This window comes from Spongiibacter thalassae (genome assembly GCF_012272835.1).
In the GTDB taxonomy this organism is placed as follows: Bacteria; Pseudomonadota; Gammaproteobacteria; order Pseudomonadales; family Spongiibacteraceae; genus Spongiibacter; species Spongiibacter thalassae.
Window position 1 is genome coordinate 444,019 of the sequence record NZ_JAAWWK010000002.1, and the last position, 20,432, is coordinate 464,450.

Annotated in this window: 17 protein-coding genes; 9 read left to right on the forward strand and 8 right to left on the reverse strand. The window is 56.6% G+C overall.

Annotated elements, in window-relative coordinates:
* The first annotated feature begins 32 nt into the window (after positions 1–32).
* From HCU74_RS06220 to HCU74_RS06230, 3 genes are all read left to right on the forward strand, one after another.
* Entirely contained in the window at positions 33–806 is a 774-nt protein-coding gene (locus HCU74_RS06220) for an SDR family NAD(P)-dependent oxidoreductase (RefSeq protein ID WP_168449547.1), read from the forward strand.
* Positions 807–845: 39 nt separating this feature from the next.
* The gene (locus HCU74_RS06225; protein ID WP_168449548.1) at positions 846–1,610 is read left to right on the forward strand and encodes a crotonase/enoyl-CoA hydratase family protein; all 765 of its coding nucleotides are present in this window, start codon (positions 846–848) and stop codon (positions 1,608–1,610) included.
* 166 nt (positions 1,611–1,776) lie between these two features.
* On the forward strand, positions 1,777–2,229 hold the full coding sequence (locus HCU74_RS06230) for a pyridoxamine 5'-phosphate oxidase family protein (RefSeq protein WP_168449549.1): 453 nt from the start codon (positions 1,777–1,779) through the stop codon (positions 2,227–2,229).
* Between the two features lie 71 nt (positions 2,230–2,300).
* Here the strand turns inward: HCU74_RS06230 and HCU74_RS06235 are convergent, their stop codons facing one another.
* Positions 2,301–3,449, reverse strand: a complete 1,149-nt coding sequence (locus HCU74_RS06235) for an acyl-CoA dehydrogenase family protein (protein ID WP_168449550.1) — start codon at positions 3,447–3,449, stop codon at positions 2,301–2,303.
* A gap of 162 nt (positions 3,450–3,611) precedes the next feature.
* Between HCU74_RS06235 and HCU74_RS06240 the strand changes: the two genes are divergently transcribed.
* The 4 genes from HCU74_RS06240 (at position 3,612) to HCU74_RS06255 (ending at position 7,161) form a co-directional block, all read left to right on the forward strand.
* Positions 3,612–4,037 carry a hotdog fold thioesterase gene (locus HCU74_RS06240; RefSeq protein WP_168449551.1) on the forward strand — a complete coding sequence of 142 codons (426 nt, stop codon included), beginning with the start codon at positions 3,612–3,614 and terminating at the stop codon, positions 4,035–4,037.
* Positions 4,038–4,073: 36 nt separating this feature from the next.
* Positions 4,074–4,754 (forward strand): tRNA (guanosine(18)-2'-O)-methyltransferase TrmH, encoded by a 681-nt coding sequence (gene trmH / locus HCU74_RS06245; protein ID WP_168449552.1) that lies wholly within the window; start codon positions 4,074–4,076, stop codon positions 4,752–4,754.
* Positions 4,755–4,826: 72 nt separating this feature from the next.
* A complete protein-coding gene (locus tag HCU74_RS06250; RefSeq protein WP_168449553.1) occupies positions 4,827–5,969 on the forward strand; it encodes a hypothetical protein in 1,143 nt (380 codons plus the stop codon).
* A complete protein-coding gene (locus HCU74_RS06255; protein ID WP_168449554.1) occupies positions 5,959–7,161 on the forward strand; it encodes a sulfotransferase family protein in 1,203 nt (400 codons plus the stop codon). The genes HCU74_RS06250 and HCU74_RS06255 overlap by 11 nt, the downstream gene beginning before the upstream one ends.
* Here the strand turns inward: HCU74_RS06255 and HCU74_RS06260 are convergent.
* Positions 7,146–8,048: a LysR substrate-binding domain-containing protein gene (locus HCU74_RS06260; RefSeq protein WP_168449555.1), complete on the reverse strand. Its 903-nt coding sequence runs from the start codon at positions 8,046–8,048 to the stop codon at positions 7,146–7,148. The genes HCU74_RS06255 and HCU74_RS06260 overlap by 16 nt on opposite strands.
* 203 nt (positions 8,049–8,251) lie before the next feature.
* On the opposite strand from HCU74_RS06260, the gene cysC reads away from it, so the two are divergent.
* Together cysC and sat are read left to right on the forward strand one after the other, a co-directional pair.
* On the forward strand, positions 8,252–8,863 hold the full coding sequence (gene cysC / locus HCU74_RS06265; RefSeq protein WP_168449556.1) for an adenylyl-sulfate kinase: 612 nt from the start codon (positions 8,252–8,254) through the stop codon (positions 8,861–8,863).
* Between the two features lie 131 nt (positions 8,864–8,994).
* Positions 8,995–10,182 carry a sulfate adenylyltransferase gene (sat, locus tag HCU74_RS06270; protein WP_168449557.1) on the forward strand — a complete coding sequence of 396 codons (1,188 nt, stop codon included), beginning with the start codon at positions 8,995–8,997 and terminating at the stop codon, positions 10,180–10,182.
* A gap of 313 nt (positions 10,183–10,495) precedes the next feature.
* Here the strand turns inward: sat and HCU74_RS06275 are convergent, their stop codons facing one another.
* The 6 genes from HCU74_RS06275 to HCU74_RS06300 form a co-directional block, all read right to left on the reverse strand.
* On the reverse strand, positions 10,496–11,491 hold the full coding sequence (locus HCU74_RS06275) for an alpha/beta fold hydrolase (RefSeq protein ID WP_168449558.1): 996 nt from the start codon (positions 11,489–11,491) through the stop codon (positions 10,496–10,498).
* 101 nt (positions 11,492–11,592) lie between these two features.
* Positions 11,593–12,717 (reverse strand): extracellular catalytic domain type 1 short-chain-length polyhydroxyalkanoate depolymerase, encoded by a 1,125-nt coding sequence (locus tag HCU74_RS06280; RefSeq protein ID WP_210425132.1) that lies wholly within the window; start codon positions 12,715–12,717, stop codon positions 11,593–11,595.
* A gap of 34 nt (positions 12,718–12,751) precedes the next feature.
* Complete coding sequence (locus tag HCU74_RS06285) at positions 12,752–15,145, reverse strand: TonB-dependent receptor (RefSeq protein WP_168449560.1); 2,394 nt, start codon at positions 15,143–15,145, stop codon at positions 12,752–12,754.
* Positions 15,146–15,195: 50 nt separating this feature from the next.
* Positions 15,196–15,843 (reverse strand): TetR/AcrR family transcriptional regulator, encoded by a 648-nt coding sequence (locus HCU74_RS06290; RefSeq protein ID WP_168449561.1) that lies wholly within the window; start codon positions 15,841–15,843, stop codon positions 15,196–15,198.
* A gap of 269 nt (positions 15,844–16,112) precedes the next feature.
* Positions 16,113–17,426, reverse strand: coding sequence for an OmpA family protein (locus HCU74_RS06295; RefSeq protein ID WP_168449562.1), 1,314 nt, complete (start codon positions 17,424–17,426; stop codon positions 16,113–16,115).
* An 88-nt stretch (positions 17,427–17,514) separates the two neighbouring features.
* Positions 17,515–20,037, reverse strand: a complete 2,523-nt coding sequence (locus HCU74_RS06300; protein ID WP_168449563.1) for a hypothetical protein — start codon at positions 20,035–20,037, stop codon at positions 17,515–17,517.
* Positions 20,038–20,432 lie beyond the last annotated feature (395 nt).

Sequence of the window (20,432 nt, forward strand, 5' to 3'; positions counted from 1 at the left end):
GATTTTAAACCAACTGTAACAGGAGAAAACAAATGGATATTAACGGTAAAGTTGCCATTGTCACCGGTGGTGCATCAGGGCTGGGTGAAGCAACAGTTCGTGCCTACGTGGCCAAGGGCGGCAAAGTTGCTATCTTCGATATGAATGCCGAGCGCGGTGCGGCGCTGGTCGAGGAATTGGGCGCGGACAAAGTGTCTTTCCACAACGTAAACGTTGCCGACGAGGCTTCGGTAAAAGAAGCCATTGATGCGGTGGTGGCCAACTTTGGCGGCCTGCATATCTGTAACAACTATGCGGGTATCGGCAACGCGATCAAAACCCTGGGTAAAGACGGCGCCTTCCCGCTGGACGCATACAAAAACGTGATCAACGTAAACCTGATCGGCACCTTCAACGTTGCCCGTCTGGCTGCTGAAGCAATGTCCAAAAATGTTCCTTACGACGATATCAACGCCCGTGGCGTAATCATCAATACCGCGTCGGTGGCGGCTTACGAAGGACAGGTGGGGCAGGTTGCCTACAGCGCGTCCAAGGGCGGTGTTGTTGGTATGACTCTGCCAATGGCGCGGGATCTTGCCTCTTACGGTATTCGTGTGAACACAATTGTTCCCGGTCTGATTCACACGCCACTGTTTGAGTCTCTGCCTGAAGCTGCTTATAAGTCGCTGGAAAACAGCGTGGTAAACCCCAAGCGTCTGGGCCGTCCTGACGAAATTGCACACCTGTCGGTGATGATTGCAGAAAACGAGTACATGAACGGTGAGTGTATCCGTCTCGACGGCGCAATTCGTATGCAGCCGCGCTAACAGACGCTGCATTTTCGATACAACGAGTGGAGAGAGACAATGAGCGATGAAGTTCTGGTAAGTGTTGACGACGGCATTATGGTAGTCACCATCAACCGTCCTAAGGCCAAGAACTCAGTCAATCTGGCGGTGGCAAAGGGTATTGCCGCGGCGATGGATGAATTGGACAGTAACGATGAGATTCGCGCTGCCATTTTAACCGGTGCCGACAATACCTTCTGCGCCGGAATGGATTTGAAGGCCTTCGTCAGTGGCGAAATGCCTGTGCTTCCGGGCAGAGGATTTGCCGGGCTGGTTGAGGCGCCACCGAAGAAGCCGCTGATTGCTGCGGTGGAAGGTTTTGCTCTGGCCGGTGGTTTTGAGTTGGCGATCACCTGCGATCTTGTGGTGACCTCCAGAGAAGCCAAATTCGGTATTCCCGAAGCCAAGCGCGGCCTGGTGGCAGCGGCGGGTGGTTTGATGCGCCTGCCCAAGCAAATCCCTCCCCGTATCGCGATGGAAATGGCGATGACCGGCGACTTTATTGACGCCCAGCGGGCCTATGAACTGGGTCTGGTCAACCGTGTTGTTGACGCTGGCAGCAGTGTTGAGGCGGCGAAAGCTCTGGCTAAATCCATTGCGGCTAACGGCCCCATGGCGGTTATCGGCAGCAAGCGTATTATCAATGAATCAGCGGATTGGACTGAGGAAAATATGTGGGGTAATCAGCAAGCGATTACCGATCCTATTTTCAGTAGTGAAGACGCCATTGAAGGGGCGACCGCCTTTGCGGAAAAACGCGCTCCGGTATGGAAGGGCAAGTAACAGCCTGCTGTTAGCCCTTTCTGGTTAGCGCGTAGTCGTTAGCCGTCGAATCGAGCCTCTTTTGAGGCTCGTTTTCGTTTGCGGCTATAGTGGCGCTGGGCGGTGCGGGAGAAAACCGTCGGGCTGGACTATAGTTAGCTACAGGGTGGCGGAAGGATAGACTAATATGAAAGTTCTCCCATCGAGCGCCTGGTCGAAGGCGGACATCGGTCGCTTTCTCGATCAAGCGATAACCCCGATGCGCATTTCCTGCTGCGACAATGACGGCTTCCCTATTATTTGTTCCATGTGGTTCGTACACAAAGATGGAGCGCTTTGGGCTGCTTCACACCGCAACTCATATATTGTAAAGGTGCTGAAAAAAAGCCCGAAAATCGGTTTTGAGATTGCCACCAACGAATACCCCTATCACGGCGTGAGGGGCAAGGCGACGGTGACTCTGTTGAACGACAGCGTCGAAAATGTGCTCGAAACAGTGATTGACAGGTATCTTCAGGGAAGCAATCGGAGTTTGTCGAATTGGTTGCTGAGCAGGAAAAACGACGAATATGCGCTAAAAATCAGTCCGCAGTCGATAACGTCCTGGGATTTTTCCAATAGGATGGAAGGGCGGAAATAATCCTTCAACGATGACAATGTGGGCGGGTTTCTCTGGCGACTCGCACCGGGCGGGTCGCCAGAGAGTGCGACTTACTTGAGTAATTCCCGTCCGACAATCAACTTCATGATTTCGTTGGTGCCGGCGTAGATGCGCTGAACCCGTGAATCGGCGAAGGCGCGCGCGACAGGGTACTCCCACATATAGCCGTAACCGCCGTGCAGCTGCAAACACTCGTCGATAAGGCGACATTGCAGGTCGGTGGACATCAGTTTGCATTTGGCCGCGGCAACCGAGTCGAAGGCTTCTTCTATGTGCAGTTGCAAACAGCGATCGAGATAGGCTTCGGCCACGGTCACATCGGTGTCCAGTTCCGCCAGTTTGAACTGTGTGTTCTGGAAGGTGGAAATGGATTTACCGAAGGCCTTACGCTCTTTCACGTATTCTACGGTCTGTTCCAGTACCGCCTTGGCATTGGCGATAGCGGTGATGGCGACACTGAGTCGCTCCTGGGGGAGATCCTGCATCAGGTAGACAAAGCCCATGCCTTCTTCACCCAGCAGCTGGTCTTTGGATACCCGTACGTCCTGGAAGAACAGCTCGGAAGTGTCCTGGGCCTTCATGCCGATTTTTTCCAGGTTGGCGCCCTTGTTGTAGCCGGGGGTGCCGTCCTCAACGAGGAACAGGCTGACGCCCTTGGCTCCGGCAGAGGGATCGGTTTTGGCAACAACAATGACCAGGTCGGAAAGCTGGCCGTTGGTGATAAAGGTCTTGGAGCCGTTAATGATATAGTCGTCACCGTCTTTGACCGCGGTGGTTTTGATACCCTGCAGGTCGGAACCGGCACCGGGTTCGGTCATGGCAATCGACATAATTATTTCGCCGCTGACGCACTTGGGCAGGTATTTCTGCTTTTGCGTTTCGCTGCCGTAGCGAGATACATATGGCACAGCGATGTCAGAGTGCAGGCTCCAGCCGATGCCGGTCAATCCCGCTCGGGCGACTTCTTCATTCACAATGGCGTTGTAGCGAAAATCGACGCCGACACCGCCGTATTCTTCGGCAACGGTGGGGCTGAGGAAGCCTTGCTCGCCGGCCTTGAGCCACAAATTGCGATCGACGTGGCCGTCCTTCTCCCACTGGGCGTGATAGGGTGCCGCTTCAGTCTCCAGAAATTTGCGCACGGAGGTGCGGAACATTTCGTGTTCTTCGTCGTAGATATAACGTGGCATGGTGCTCATAACGGATCTCCCGGGACTCGATTATTGGCTTTATTCAAACCTATGTTATCAGGGAACACTTTGGGGTAATAGCTATTCGATGGTGGTGACGGTAAATTGTTCACCGATTCGTGCCGCACTGTGCCCAGCGGTAAAAATGACGTGAGTAATTGGAGTGACTCAATGAGTATATGGCAACAACACACCGACATCGGCGCGGCCAACGCGATGATGCGCAATACCATCGGTGAGACACTGGGAATTACGGTTGATGAAATTGGCGACGACTATCTGCGTGCCAGTATGCCGGTGGATACGCGTACCCATCAGCCCATGGGCATTCTCCACGGCGGCGCATCGGTGGTGCTGGCAGAGTCGGTGGGCAGCATGGCGTCGAATATGGTGTGTGCAAAGGGCAAGGCGGCGGTGGGGCTTGATGTTAACGCCAATCACCTGTGCAAGGTCAGAACGGGCCGCGTTCATGCCACTGCGCGCCCGGTACACCTCGGACGCACCACCCATGTCTGGGATATTCGGCTGTGCGATGACCACGGTAAGGAAGTGTGTATTTCACGCTTGACCATGGCGGTGATTGATTTCGAGTTATAATCGCGGGTTTTCTGCCAGTGTTAGTGAAAGCCACCCATGACCCCTGAACGCTACGCGCGGCTGCGCGCGGTGCTGGACCGCCGCCAGCCGGACCTGACCATTATTACCGACAATGTCCACAAGGGGCGCAATCTGTCGGCGATTGTTCGCACCGCCGACGCGGCGGGCATAGCCGAAATGCACGCGGTCATTGACGACAAGGACTATAAGGCCTTTCGCGGCACCGCGATGGGCTCCCACAGCTGGGTTGATGTGCAGCGTCACCCGAATATCACCACCCTTATTCAGCAACAACAGGCCGCGGGCTATCAGGTTCTGGCGGCCCATCTCGATGCTGACTCGGTGGATTATCGCCAACCCGACTACACTCGACCAACAGCGGTGCTGCTGGGGGCGGAAAAGCGCGGCGTCAGCGCCGAGGCCTGTGCCCTGGCGGACGCCCATATCACTATTCCCATGATGGGTATGGTGCAGTCCTACAATGTGTCTGTGGCAGCGGGGATTATTCTTTCCGAGGCCCAGCGCCAGAGGGCTGAGGCGGGTATGTATGACCAGCCGCGGCTGGCCCCGGCGGTGTATCAGCGCATTCTGTTTGAGTGGGCCCACCCCCATATTCGTGATTTCTGCCAGGAGCGGGGACTGGAGTATCCCGCCCTGGGCGAGGATGGTGAAATTGTCGATGCCCCGGCCTGGTATCAACGGGTTCGAGAGGGCTGATTCACCTATCTGGATGATGTGCCCCGCGCCGCCGACCTGCCATAGTCTGCCGATAATAACGGAGAGCATACTATGGCCAATACGGGGCAGTCGCCGCACGATGCGGTGATGAATGGGGAAATCTGGGCAGAGTTCTGCGATCAGCTCAAGGCAGCGGGGGAGACGATTCTGCGCGCCGATGCACCGAATGATCCGCTGCATCGAGCGGAGGGCTGGCGCTATTTGACCCGCCTCAGTCGAATTGCTCTCGATATGTTTATGGAGTGCAGCGACCGGGATTTTCCGTCGTTTTACCGTCCCTCCCACGAAACCGCCAAGATCGGTGCCGACAACCCCGACAACCTGTATCAGCGGGCGGAAATCAACGGCTGTAATGACTATGTTATTCGCGGTGAGCGCGGCAGTGTCCCCTATCTTGGTTTTATCGCGATTGCGGGTGGCTATGAAGAAGCCGATGGCAATATGCGTTCGGTGGCGGCCCTCGATACCCATACCGGCTTGCAGGTAGAGGACGACGGCGGCATCGTTATTCACCTGTCTCGGGAGCCCAAGCCGGGCAATTGGCTGCGCCTCAGCGACGACACGGTGGCGGTATTGGTGCGCCAGACCTTTCTCGATCGCGGCACCGAGCGCGCCGCACAGCTGACAATTTCCCGCAGCGACAATGACGGTAGCCCGCCTCAGCCCCTGTGCACCGAGAAGCTGGCGTTGGCCCTGCGTAGCAGCGCGGCCTTTGTGCAGGGCACCGCCGGCCTGTTTGCCGACTGGGCAGCTCAGTTCAAGCAGCAACCCAACACCCTGCCTGCAGCGGACCAGGCCTACTGCCAAAAGCTGGGTGGCGACCCCAATATTTACTACTACCACGGCTATTTCTGTCTGGAGGAGGATGAAGCGCTGTTGGTCGAGGTGGACGATATTCCCCCCTGCGACAACTGGAATCTGCAAGTAAATAATTACTGGATGGAGTCGCTGGATTATCGCTACAGCCCGATTCATCTCAACAAGCACATGGCTCACTACACCCCGCAGGGGGGCGTACTCATTGTGATAGCCGACGGTGGCAGCAGTTTGCCCAACAGCCTCGATACCTGCAGGCACCGCGAGGGCACCCTGGCTTTTCGCTGGATCGGTGCGCAGCGCATTGTCGACCCCCGCTGCCGCGTGGTTAAAAAAGCAGAATTACATACTTTGAAGGAGGCTGTACATGGCGGATAAATTCGGCGCTGAACCCTCGGTTAATGACCTGCCGTCGGTGGAGTTAAGCGTGGCGGGATTGCTTGCCAGAGCGGCTGCCCTGGAGGGGCTGGACGACTTTGGCGACGACAGCTTTCGCACTCCCTTTGCGGTGTTGGTAGACGCGCTGAACAATGAGGCTGGACTCAATGCGGTGGGACGTTATACCCAGTACGAACGGCTGCTTAATATCCTGCGCAATCGCCTGAGGGTGGAAGCGTGGATCAAGCGCTACCCGGACATCCTCGATGAGGTGATCGCACCGCCAGTGGTGATTATTGGTCTGCAACGTACGGGTTCGACTTACTTTCATCGCATTCTGGCCAGCGACAAACGGTTTTACGCACCCCTGTGGTACGAGGTGCGCAACCCGGCGCCGCCAATGGATTGGGACTTTGTCAGCAAAGATCCGCGTATTACCTCCGCCGAGGCGGAGGTTGCCGCCATGCTGGAGGCCAACCCCGAATTGGCGGCGATTCACCCTATGGACCCGGTGGCGGCGGACGAAGACATCATGCTGCTGGAGCATAGTTTTTACAGTACTATTCCCGATGCCTTTTGCAATGTACCAAGCTATGGTCAGTGGAATGACGAGCAGGATAATACCCCCGCTTATCAATATTTGAAGCGGTTGCTGCAATGCCTGCAATGGCAAAAGCGTCGTAGCGGGCAGCAGGCCGAGCGCTGGTTGCTGAAAACCCCCCATCATTTGCACCACATTGCGACCCTGCTCGATGTTTTCCCCGGCGCGAAGATTATTCAGACCCACCGGGACCCGCTGCAAACCATCCCCTCTGCGGCGAGCATGAACTACAACCTGTGGATTATGGGCAGCGATGAGGTCGACCCGACGGTGGTCGGCGCCCAATGGGCGCAGAAGTACGCGCGGGGAACATTGCACACCCTGGCAACCCGCGATGCCCAGCCCGAGGCCTTTTTGGATGTGTGGTATCAGGACACGGTGGCAGACCCCTCCGACAGCGTCGCCAGGGTCTACGACTTTATCGGCATGACACTCACCGATACGGCCATAGCGGCCATGGAAAAACACCGGGAAGACAACCGCCGTGAGGCGCGGCCGGGTCACCACTATACCCTGGAGCAGTTCGGTTACAGCGAGGCCAAGCTAAAGCAGCAGTTCGCCGAATATCGTCGCCGCTATATCGAAGAATGAGCCGGCGGTAGCTGGCGTCGGCACAGCTCGATCCAGTAGTCCACCGCGGGTTTGCTGTGGCGTATCCGCGGCAGGGCAAAATAGAAGCGCCGCTTCATATCCCGCTTGGCCAGCTTTAACGGCACCAGGTTGCCATTGCGAATATCGTTGTGCAGTACCACCTGCGACAGGCAGCCAATGCCCAGGCCGGATTCCACCGCGCTTTTAATCGCCTCATTGTGGCGAAACTCCCGGTAAATAGTGATTTCCGGTAGCAGCTCTGCCAGTGCGCGATCAAAGGTATGTCGGGCACCGGAATCCGGTTCCCGCAGGATCCAGCGGGCGCTTTTTATCTCGCGGTTACCCAGTACCTTCTTTTTCGCCAAGGGGTGGTCAGCACTGCAAAACACCACCAGCTCGTCGTCCATCCACGGAATCAATTCGAGGTCGCGGTGTTGCACCTCTCTTTCGATCATGCCCACGTCCACCTCGTAGTTGAGCACCTTGTGTACAACCTCCGGGGTGTTGGCCGTATTCAGGTCTACATCGGCTTCCGGGTAGGCTTGCAGGTAATCCGCCAGATAGCGCACGACCAGATGATTGCCAATGGTAAAGCTCGCGCCCACTTTCAAGTGCCCCAGGTCGCCATGGCGGAGCAGGGTGTGTTCAAACTGTTCGCAGTGGGTCATCAGGGTTTCCGCCTCCTTGCGCAGGCTGTGGCCGACCGGGTTCAGCTTGAGTTTATTGCCCTGGCGTTCAAACAGCGACACGCCGTAATTGCGCTCAAAGGTCTGCAAGGCCGCGCTTGCGGCGGACTGGGACAGGTTTAATTCCGCCGCAGCACGGGACACATTCTCGTGGCGGGCAATGGCGAGAAAGATACGCAGTTGCCTAAGGGTGTAGTTCACAGTGTTGTCCTCTGCATTGAGCGCCTGGCGTCGAGCATACAGTTAAGTATCGATTTTTTAAATACTGAGTATAGTAATAACCCGTTTTACTTGTGGCGTGCGGGGCCGTATTATGGCCCCGCTTTGCCGTCTTGGGCTCGTTTAAATCGGGTGAATGGGCGGCCGGGGTGTCGCAAGTTCAGGTTTTTATTCGGGAGATCAACATGACAGAAGTCAAAGCAACAAACGTGTATTGGCACGACGGCGAAGTAAGCCGCGAAGACCGCAATAAACTGCTTAAGCAAAAGGGCGCCACACTGTGGTTCACCGGCCTGTCGGGCAGCGGTAAAAGCACCGTTGCCGTGGCGCTGGAAAAGGCTCTGATGGAGAAAGGCCACCTGTGCTACCGTCTGGACGGCGACAATATCCGTCTGGGCATCAACAAAAATCTGGGCTTCAGTGCTGAAGACCGCACCGAAAACATCCGCCGTATCGGCGAAATCTCCAAGCTGTTTGTCGATACCGGCGTTATCGTATTGTCCAGCTTTGTCAGCCCCTACCGCGCCGACCGTGATCTGGTTCGCGAACTTCACGACGAGGGTGGCATGGACTTTATCGAAGTACACGTCGATGTGCCGCTGTCGGTTGCCGAAGAACGTGACCCCAAAGGTCTGTACAAGAAAGCCCGTGCCGGAGAAATCAAGAACTTCACCGGTATCGACGATCCCTATGAAGCGCCGCTGAAGCCCGAAATCGTGCTGAACAGCCATGAGCAGAGTCTGGAAGAAGAAGTTGAAATTCTGCTTAATTCCCTGGCTGAGCGCGGCATTATTTAAATTGGCGAGACGCTGAGCGGGAGGGGGGAGACGCCAGTTCGGCCTCCGCTCCCTTCGCGTAAAACGCCGAAATTTTGAATATGTGCTTTTATTAGCACCTGTTGAATATACGTAAGCTACGGAGTATAGCGATGATCAAGCCACATGGCGCCAGCGAACTGAACCCACTGTTCGTTTACGATACTGAAAAACACCACGCACTGAATGCCGAGGCAGAAACACTGCCTTCAATTACCGTCAGCTCTGCTGCAGCGGCTAACGCTGTTATGCTGGGTGCGGGCTACTTCACTCCGCTCAAGGGCTACATGAACCTGGCCGACTCACTGAGTGTTGCGGAAAAACTGCACACCGCCGATGGCCTGTTCTGGCCCGTGCCAGTAGTTAATCTGCTGCCAGACGCCCAGGGCGTTGAAGCGGGTGCCCGCATTGCTCTGCGCGACCCCAATGTTGAAGGCAACCCGGTCCTGGCGATTATGGACGTTGAAGCGGTGGAAACCGTTACCGACGCGCAAATCGACTTTATGGCAGAGAACATCTTCGGCACGCTGGACGGTGAACACCCCGGTGTGAAAACCTTCAAGGCACTGGGCAATGTACTGTTGTCCGGGCCGATTCAGGTGCTGAATTTCTCCTACTTCCAGACCGATTTCCCCGATACCTTCCGCACCGCGGTAGAGATTCGCAACGAAATTGCCGAGCGTGGCTGGGAAAAAGTGGTTGCCTTCCAGACCCGTAACCCCATGCATCGCGCCCACGAAGAACTGTGCCGCATGGCAATGGAAGACCTGGGCACCGACGGCATTCTGATTCACATGCTGCTGGGCAAACTGAAGGCCGGTGATATTCCTGCTCATGTACGCGATGCTGCCATTCGTAAAATGGTCGATGTGTACTTCCCGAAAAACACCGTGATGATTACCGGCTACGGTTTCGACATGCTGTACGCGGGTCCCCGTGAAGCAGTACTGCACGCAGTTTTCCGTCAGAACTGTGGTTGTACCCACCTGATTGTTGGCCGCGACCACGCCGGTGTAGGCGACTATTACGGCGGTTTCGATGCCCAGACCATCTTCGACGAGAAAGTGCCCGAAGGCGCTCTGGAAATCGACATCTACCGCGCCGACCACACCGCCTACTCGAAAAAACTCAACAAGGTGGTGATGATGCGCGATGCGCCGGATCATGCCAAAGAGGACTTCGTATTGCTGTCAGGCACCAAGGTACGTGAAATGCTGGGCAATGGCATAGCGCCGCCGCCCGAGTTCTCACGCCCGGAAGTGGCTCAGATTCTGATGGATTACTATCAGATCGAAGGCTGATTCTCGCGGCCCAGTGGGGCCGTGACGGAACATGAAAAACCGAGGCTCCTGTGGGGTCTCGGTTTTTTTTTGGCAGAAAAACGCGAGATGCAAAACGCGAGATGCAAGACGTAAAAGCGGCCCCAGTGGACTTAAAAAATATAGAAAATGCAGAGAATTTGCTTGACTGCGATATTGCTAAAACCAAGCATTTTCTAGCGTCTAGCGTCTAGCGTCTAGCGTCTAGCGTCTAGCGTCTAGCGTCTAGCGTCTAGCGTCTAGCGTCTAGCGTCTAGCGTCTAGCGTCTAGCGTCTAGCGTCTAGCGTCTAGCGTCTAGCCCCCCAACGCCTGCAAGAACTGACGCTGTGCGGCGGCGGATTCCCTTGGGCGTTCAATCATCGGCATATGCCCGGTGTCTTCCATGATGATGCATTCGTTACGGGGGATAGCAGTGCGCAGTTTTTCGGTGCAGCTGACGTCGATCAATCGGTCGTGTTTACCCCAGATAATCAAAGTCGGTACGCTGATATTTGCCAGTTGGTCTTCCAGGGGGGCGGCTTCCAGTTCCTTGGTAAGTCCTTCAAAAATGCTCTGGTGAAGCGCCTCGCGCTGCTTGGCTTTGCTGTACATCAGTTTTTTGATTGGCATGGGTATCTTGCGCGGTTGATGCACAACGAAGGTCATCAGTGCATCGAGGTCTTCCATGGTGGATATGCTCAACAGGTTTTTACCCTGTTCCACGCCCAGCTCCAGTTCGCTTTTGTTACTGCCGCTGACACCGGCGTTATTGAACAGGGTGATGGTATGGAGTTGTTCGGGAAAGCTCAGGGCATAGCGCAGAGTGATCATTCCCCCCATCGAGTTGCCTGTCAGGTGGCAGCGGTTGATCCCTAATGCCCGAATAAAGGCATTCAGGCGCTCGGCCTGGGCCTGGGTGTGATAGCTCAGGGCGGGGTCGGCGGTGTTGTCGCCAAAGCCGGGCAGGTCGGGACAAATAATATAGTAGTCTTTGATGAGGTTGCGGGCGTACAGGGGCCAGTTGTCCTTGTTGGCGCCAAAGCCGTGAACCAGTACCATGGTTTCGCCGTCGGGGTTGCCCCCTTCGAGGTAGGGCCAGTCAATGCCGTCCACACTGATTGTGCGGGAGGTCAGGCCGCACTGTGAGTAAAGCATACGCTGAAGCAGGCCAGCGATCTGGAGGGGAAACAGGCGGTAGAGTAGCACCGGCACCACGATGCAGGTCATCACAATCAGTATTAGCACATTCATAAACACGTCGTTGCTTTCCTTGGGTTTTCGATAAAGGTTAATCAAATCAGGGTAGGGCATTGCCTTGTATCCCTGTGGTGTGCCCTTTGGTGGGCCTCCTGCTGAGCACTTTCTTTGTTACGTACTCTTTGTAACGTAAGCCTCCGCCATTGTGCCAGCCTTTATTCCATCTCCACGTCCGGGACGAACGGTTCGGTGACGTTAACGCATTGCCCCGATGTCTGGGCGAGAAAGAAAGCCATTGCCGCACGCTTGATATCGGGACCAAGGGGGTCGGTAAAACTGCCTTCCCTGTTTCCAGCGGGAAAATTATGAGTCAAGCCGTGCAGCGTCCAGAACTCCGCCAGCAGACAGCCCTCCGCGTCGCCGTAGTATTCAATGGTGTGAGGATAGTCCTGCCATCCCGCAGTGCCGCCGAGGCAGGGGGAGTTGGGGTAGTAAAGACAGGCGGAGTCGGTGTTGGCCGTTCCAGCGGGCGGTGCGTCAGGGGGAGATGCTGCGTCACTGTAGAACTGCCGGATTGCGGCGGGCGTATAGGGCAGTGAGGCGTCGGTCTGACCGTTGTCGATCCAGTCATTGGTCGCCAGCCATTGTTGCAGGGCATCGCGACCCAGGGGATAGGGAATAATTTCATCGGCGCTGCCGTGGAATAGAATCACTGGCATTCTGACGGCGTATTCGCCCATTGCCTGATAGGCCATTATCCCGCCAAGGTCAGTGCAGGCCATATAGCTACAGCCGGCAACAATGCCCGCAGCTGCGTACAGGTCGGGGTAGGTGGCGGCCATAACGCTCGTCATAAACCCTCCGCCGGAAAAGCCCATGATATACACCCGCTGCGGGTCGATATTCAGGTCGGGGCGGGCGATGATTTCCCGAGTTATACCTGCCAGTGTACCGGCTTCTCCGGAGTCGCGCACAATGCTGGTGGGCTGGCCCGAGCTCCAGCAGTCGGCGCCATTGCCGTCGTTCAGGTGTGCGTCCAGCCAGGCTTCGCCGGGTGGAAGGTCGTTGGGGTTTTTCTGGTCGGGGTAGGCGACGACGAAGCCCATTTCCACCGCGAGCTGGTTGAACCCGGTGCCGAGCAGGGCGTCCTCGGCGGACTGGGTACAGCCATGCAGGAACACCAGCAGCGGGGCCTGGTCGGTGGCCGATGCCGGCATAAACAAAATATAATCCCTCTGGGGCAGGGTGTCGTGGCGAAAGGTCAGCGACTCCTGGCGGTGCTGGGCGGGCACCGCAGGTGCTGAGCCGCCCCCGCAGGCGCTCAGCAGGAGTATCGCCATAACGCCGTAGAGTCCCTTGAGGAAAGCCATGACCCTAGTAGGACCAGTTGAACTGGGCGTAGAAGGTACGTGGCGCTTCGGCGATTTCGACGATAATGCCCGAGAATAAATCCCCCTGGCGAATGCCGGTGGCCTTGTTGGTCAGATTCTCGCCAATCAGCTTCAGCGACCAACCCTGCTCGGGGTTGGCAAGGCCGAGGCTGGCCTTGTAGCGTTCAAAGCCCTCCTGTAATTTGCGCTCGTCCAGGTCGAGGTCGAGGAACTGCTCGGACACTTGCTCTATGGTGGCGCTGGCGGTGAACTCCAGTCCGGTGCCCCCCAGCGGCGTATTGATAATACCGGTAAGGGTGTTGTTCCACTCCGGGGCAAAGGGGAAGGCCTTGCCGGTGGCAATGCCGCAGTCAGGGTCGTCGGATTGGTCCGGTGCGCACTCGTTATCGGTAAAATTGAGGTATTCGGTGTGGTTGTAGCCGACGGTGCCAATGACCCGCAGCCAGTGGGTGGGCAGCCATTGGATATCCCCCTCCAAACCCTGGGAGCGAGCCTCGGCCGCATTGCGTACCAGGGTGACGCCGATGCCGATATTGGTGCGCTCAGGGTCCCGAGTGAGCACCTGAAAATCCTCTACGTCCATGCGAAACAATGACAAGTTGGCCATCAGTGAATTGTCGAGCCAGCTGGTTTTGGCGTTGATACTCCACTCGGTGGTGTACTCGGCGCCGAAGGACAGTTCGTCATCGACATCGCGGAAGGCAAAGGCGTTAAAACCGCCGCCTTTCACCCCCTCCGCGCGGTGGATAAACAGGCTGACATTGTCCAGCGGCTGCCAGTTGAGGGCAATTTTATGTTGAAACTCGCTGTCCCTCATATCGCGTTCGGCCTGGAATTCGTCGAGTCCTGCCTGTGGAAGTACCACAGCCGGTTGCGGTTGGTTGAAGAACTGGTTCCAGCTGGCTTCCTTTTCCTCGGTGCTGTTGCGCACACCCACCTGCAAGGTCCAGTCATTGGCGAAGTGCCATTTGAATTCGGCGAAGGCCGCCAGTTCCGCGGCGCGCTGGTTGAATACCTGGGTGGTATCCTCCACCACACCGCTATCACGGGGCGGTGCGACGATACCGAACAGTGGCGACGTCGGGCTGGAATTGCCGGCATCGGCGGCGGTGGTCAGGCCGATATAGGCGGGTAGGTCGAAGGTGAAGCGAAAGAAGCTGTCGTCCATGGAGCGGCGTTGGTAAAACACCCCCGCGACAAAGTCGGTGGAGCCCAGTTCACGACCGAACAGGCTGTTGAGGCCAAACAGCCCGTCCATGATCGGTGAGACCACACGCCATTCGATACTGCTGGTCGGGCTGGTGTCGCCGGAGCGACCCCAAATGGCCGGTGCCGGGGAAAAGTCGGTGTCCAAAGTGAAATACTGCTCCAGCTCCGAGTGCCCGGCGGTCATAATGAGCGACCACTCGTTGAGGTCAATAGTCCATTCACTGGACACGGTGCGGATACGCACATCCCGGCCATCGGGGGCGTCCAGTGAAGCGATGTAGTTGTCGGCGCTAAAGTCGGTGTTGGGGTCGTAGCTACGCAGGAACGATTTAACCTCATCGGAGGCCTGGATAATTTCAATGCCGGTGCCGAGGTCTGTCAGTTTGACCTGCTCGAACCCGATCTTGAAATGGGTGCCAAACAAATCGGGAAAGAGAAATTTCACCCGCAAGCCATTGCGGTCGTGGCCGCGGAATTCACTCTGGGCCATTTCCTGTACCGCGTTGGTAGTGTTGTCCATAAAGCCATTGCGTTTATCGGTAAAGGCCGCGACACGAATGCCCAGACGATCTTCAACCACCGGTGTGCTGAACATCATTTCATAGCGTTGCCGACCGTAGTCGCCCCCCTGGGCGGAAAAGCTCATTTCCACTTCCTCGCCGGGGTCTGCGGTGAGCATATGAATCAAGCCCGCTGTGGTGTTCTTGCCGAAGGTCGTGCCTTGGGGGCCGCGCAGTACCTCGATGCGTTTGAGGTCAAAGGTCGCCGCCAGAAAATAGGGAATGCGAGTGTAGGGCAGGCCGTCGATGGCAATGCCCAGGGGGGGCTCAAAGGCTTTATTGCTATTGTTGAAGGTAAAGCCCCGGGCGCGGGGGGCAGAGAAAAATCCTGCCTGCTCTACCTGCACATTGGGCACGTAAAGCAATGCTTCTCGCAGGTCGGTAACGCCCTGTTCGGCCATAAAATCGCCGGTCATCACTGACATGGATATTGGCACATCCTGCAGTGCTTCATCCCGCTTTTGCGCAGATACTATGACTTCTTCAATAACCCGCTGGCCTGAACTGCGTGCGCTTAGCTGGGCGTGGGCTGCGATGTGAAAGGTAGTGAAGAATACAGTGCCGAGGGCGATGATCGGCAGCATATTGAGGGTCGTGGCGTGTCGCATTTTTGAACCTCCTGTTCGAATTGTTAGTAAAGGTTAGTGTCCTGTGCGGCCTATGCAGCGCCGACCAGACGCAGCGCGAAGTCGGAGTTGGCCAGGGCAATATTGTCGAGATTGTGTCCGTCCTCAGCGTTGTACCACTGGCTGATGCCAAGGCTGATTGCGCATACCGCAGAAGTGGCCAAACGGGGGTCGTGAGCGATATTGAATACGCCCTCTTTCGCGCCCTGGGTAATGATCTCCATCACCAGCTGAATAGAGCGGGCGCGGGCGGCGAGGGCCGCTGCCATAAACTCATCGGAAAGGGCGTGAAGCTCCAGATTGATGACGGTGGCCAGCAGGGCGTAGTCACCGTGAAAGCGCGTATTGGCCTGAACATAGGCACTGAGCTGGCTGCAATAGTCGTCGTCGGCATCGGCGAGAGCTTGCTCCATCTGTGCAAGATGTTCACTGTGACCGATGTCGATCAGGGTGCCGAGAATAATGTCCTTGGATTTGTAATGGGAATACAGCGACGCCGGTTGCAAGCCCACCGCCTGAGACAGATCCCGCATCGACGCCCCGGCAAAGCCCTTGGTAGCGAACAACCGCAATGCTGCCTTCAGTATCCCGGCCTTGGCACCCTTGGGCAGGCGATTACTCGGAAGGATATCATCGCTGCTATCGTTACAGCGATTGGCGCTCAGGGTCAGGCTACGCATATCGATTCAGGCTCAGTCGTTTTTATTTGGAATGGTGAGAGTGTAGGGAGATGTTGAGAGCATGTCAACGAACGATCGTTAGTGTTTTGCGCTGAAAAGCCGGAGACGCTGGACGGGAAACGCAAAGGCGGCCTGAGCGGGTGCGGAATTTATCGTACATCTATAGATTCGGTTTGACTGAAAGGTCACGGAGGCAAAACACCGTCTCCCGTCGTCCAGACATAAAAAAGGGGCGGTCAATGCCGCCCCTTCGTTCAGTTCACTCAGCCTTATTGATTCGGGCTGATGACCTGCAGTTCTACGCGGCGGTTACGCTCGCGGCCTTCTTCGGTGTTGTTGTCGGCGACGGGTTTGCTTTCGCCGTAGCCCACCGCACGCAGCCGTGAACGGCTGATACCCTGGGTGACAAGGTAGTCAACAACCGATTGCGCACGCTCCTGCGACAGCTTCTTGTTGTACGCGTCGCTGCCGACGGAGTCGGTGTGGCCCGCGATAATGATGCTGATGTCGGGCTCGTTCGCCAGCGATTTGGCAACATTGCCAAGCACCGTTTTCGAATCCAGCATCAGGCGTGCCTTATTGAACTCGAAGTGTACGCCGCTCAGATCGACGGTCTGTGAGATGACACAGCCACGCGAGTTCACTTTCAGGCCGGGCAGGGTGCCGGGACACTCGTCGATCTTGTTGGGAACGCCATCGCCGTCGCTATCCAGTGGGCAGCCGCGGGAATCAACGGGGACGCCATATGGAGTGCCCGGGCACTGGTCGATATCGTTGGGTACGCCGTCACGGTCGTCGTCAATAGAGCAGCCATCCACGTTAACCTTGGCACCGGGTGGCGTGTTGGGGCACTTGTCGCGGAAGTTGGGAACGCCATCGCCGTCACTGTCCAGAGGGCAGCCGGTGGCATCAACAGGGGTGCCGCGGGGGGTGTTCGGACACTTGTCCAGACGGTCGGGTACACCGTCGCCATCGCTGTCGTAATTATAGGGCAGCGGTTTTTCGCCGAAGGGCACAGACACACCGATCATAAAGGCATAGGTGTAGAAGGTGTCTTCTTCGATGATGTTGGTGCCGGGGTTGGTGGGATGGGGAACCCCGTCGATATTGTCCAGCTGATAGCGGGCTTCACCGCGCAGCGACACTTTGTCCAGTTCGTACATAAAACCGAGAATCACGTCGTTGCCGTGGTTGCTCTCGCTGCTGCCGAGAAACTCGATTTCGTGGTAGGTCGCGCCCACACCCAAAAAGGGTTGCATGGGAGTCGCGTCCAGTGCAAAGGCGCCGAAGGGGAAGTAGAGTAGGTCGATACCGGCGGCCTGACGCTCGTAGACATCATTGCGATCAGTTTTCAACTCACCGACATTGGCGTGCAGGTCGAACATAAAATAAGAACTGATCGGCTTGCCGAAGCCAATTTTATACTGCTCGCCGTTGTCCTTGTCTTCGTCGTCGGCAACGGTGGTGCCAATCATGGCGTGGGCACGCCAGCGGGTATCGATTACCGTTTCCTCATCGTCCGCGAAGGCGGGCATCGTGGTCGCCATGACCAGTGCCAGCGCGGCTGTACGCAGATTCCTCATGTAAATGTCTCCATATGCACTTTACATCGTAAAACGCGTCCCGAATGGGGCGCGTTTGTAGTTTGTTGTTCTGGCGCAGGCCGCTCCCTCAGGGCGCGGCGGGGGGTTGACTGTCGTCGGACATCTGTAACAGCGGATCGGTAGCGAGGCCTTGCGCATAAAACGCGGGCAGAGTCACTTGCTGATTCGGTGAATTGCGCTGTTCGGTCTCTACTTGACCTTCACTTCCGGTACAAAGATCGCTGGAGCCTTCGTTGGTTACCAGTACACTGCTGCCCTCATAGGAGATCGGTTCGCCAACACTCTGGCCCTCTGGGCCGTTGTATTTTTGATCCGCGTTCTCATCGATAAAAACGCGGATGCATACGGTGGCAAAGCGGTTGATGCCCACCGGCTCAAGCAGTCCCTTTGACGTGGCGCTGAACAGCGCTGGCGGCGCGCCGGCGGGGAACAGGTTGGGAAGATTGGCAACAACGATTCCGGCAACACTGATTTGGGCGGGGTCGGTCGGAACCGGTGCCTGTGATGGGTCAGTGGGGTCGAAATCGGGGTCACTGGGGTCGGGAATAGCTGGCTCCGGGCTGCTGTCAGAGGCCGATGCGCTGAAGCACACACGGTCGGCGCTGGTGTTGCCCGCCCAATAGCCTGGCACCGCCGCAAAGGTGACTTGCGGTTGGTTGGTGACATCAAAGAACAGATCAAAATAGCCGCTATTGGGGTCGTTGGCCTTGATGTCGATGATGTCCTGATCACTCAGTCCTTCGGCATTTTTTTGGCTTTCGAACAGGGCGTAGGCGTGGTACTGAATTGCCGGTGGCTCAGGGGTCGGGCTTGTGGTGGTCAAGCAAGAGAATGGGTCTTCAACGCGGTCGGTTGGCGCGCCAGCCGGAGGCGTTTCGCTCGCTCTGACAGTTTGCAATAGACGCAGGGACACGATGGGGTCGATTTTGACATCAACGTTGGTGTCCACGGTGATGGGGGCGCCATTCGTGGTTGTGCCGTTGTATGTGGTTTTCAGAACCGTGCTGCCCTCGGTTTGCTGATCAACCGAGTTGACCGTCACGCTGGCGCCGATGTTTTGATCGACTTCAATCAGGGTATCGTCAACAACCGACCAGCTGACGTTGCCACCGCTACAGGCTCCCTGAGTCGTGTTCACCGTGCCGAAGGTACAGCTTGTATCGTACTTGATGCCAGCGCCGACCAGATTCAGCAGCACCGTATTGTCCACAATATGGTCTACTGGATTGACGGTTATGGCTGATACAGTGGCGTCGGTGAGCTTCAGGGTCAGGTCTGCCGAAATGGTGTCTTCGGGCTCGCCATTGTCATCGAGGCTGTTCACAAAGGTCGCGGTGACCTTGTTCTGCGGGTTGTTGGCCTTGATAGCCTCGTAAGCTGACTGGCTGATAAAGTCGCCGAAGCCGCCCTCTTCATCCAGGCCGTTGGCGTCAAAGATGTTGGCGCCAGGTACATTGTTCACCGCCCAGCTGAGACGGTCGGTGCCGGAACACTGGTACTGAGTCAGCAGAGGCTGATTGACATTTTGGGGGTTGGTGTAAACCAGTTTGGCCGCCATTTGCACGTCTTCGCCAGCGGGTTCATTGACACTGGTGATCAGGTTGCCGTTGGTATCCAGGCCTTTGCACTGTTTAACAAAGCCCTGGTTAAGGGCGCCGGTGATCGGATCACAAATATTGGCCGCCGGGTTGGTAATGGAGCAAACTTCCATCGAGGTGACGATGGCGGGAATGACTTGAATCGTCTTGCGGGCGACCGCCTCTATCAATGGACTGCTATCGTCGTTGGGGTCGCTGCGCTGACCCAGCTGGTCACAGGTAAGCTGGGGGGTGGTTTCTGCGCTCATGGCGTAGATTTCCAGCGAGACAATTTCGGTATTGTTGCTCAGGGTAAACGGCGAGGTGAAGGTGGTTTCCACCGAGTCCAGGTAGGGCTTTTCCTCAAAGCTGACGATATCGGTGTTTGTCGAACAGAAGGTCACGCGGCCGGTCTGGTTTTCCTGCACGGCGATGTCGCGCAGTGCTTGCAGCAGTTTGTATTCAGTTTTAAAGGTCGCGCCGGGCTTTAACGGGTTGAAGGCGATGGCTGCTTGTCCATCGATATAAGGAGCCCCCAGGGGTACCGGTGGCGCAACGGTAAAGTTGCTGCTGCGAACGTAATCCTGTTGGCCAAAACGATAGGTGGCATTAATGGTGCCCTGAAGTGGCGAGTCGTTGGTCAGCAGCCGAACACTGCTGATAATATCCTGCACATCACGGAGGCTACCGGCATTGCGAATGTCGTCAGCGAGAGTCGCAACGGCGGGGTCGCGCAGGTTACCGGTGATGGTCCACGAGGCCGCGCGGGTCACGTTCAATTCGGGGCCAAGGTTGGTGTTGAGTTGGTCGGTCTGCAGGCCAAGCAGACGCACGGGAATCATATTGCTGCCGGTGCCGGGCAGTACATTACCGCGGGGGAAATCCAGGCGAAGGGTTTCGGGATCAAGGCGTAAATTCGGGCGGTCGGGGCTCCGGGCGTCGCCACCACCCCCACAAGCTACCAACAAGCTCGATGCGAGCGTCAGTGATAGCGCGAGTCTATTCGATGTCATTATTTCCCCTCCCGGAGAAGCAGTATTAATGGCCAAAGGTATTCGTAATTGTATGTATGCTTATATCGCTAGTTTCTCGGAACTGCCAGCTAAAAACAACTGCATACGCCTCTAGGTTTGTATGTTAGAGGCAAATTGGTGAATATTTCTGTGATGTGTTCACTAAAGTACGGTTTTTAAAGCAACTTATGAAGTTCGCGACGGACGAAATTGGTATTTTTAACACTATCCAGATCTGTGGCGCGACTGGCGTCGGAGTGTCGCTTGTTAGGTGTTGTGGGGAAGTCGCGGGGCGTTTTTTAGTGCGTAGACTGTTGCGGGATTGGTGCGCGGTGCGTCGCGGCAGGGCTATGTAATGGGCCCGGGTGGCGAAGGGCGAGCGCGCCACAACCCAG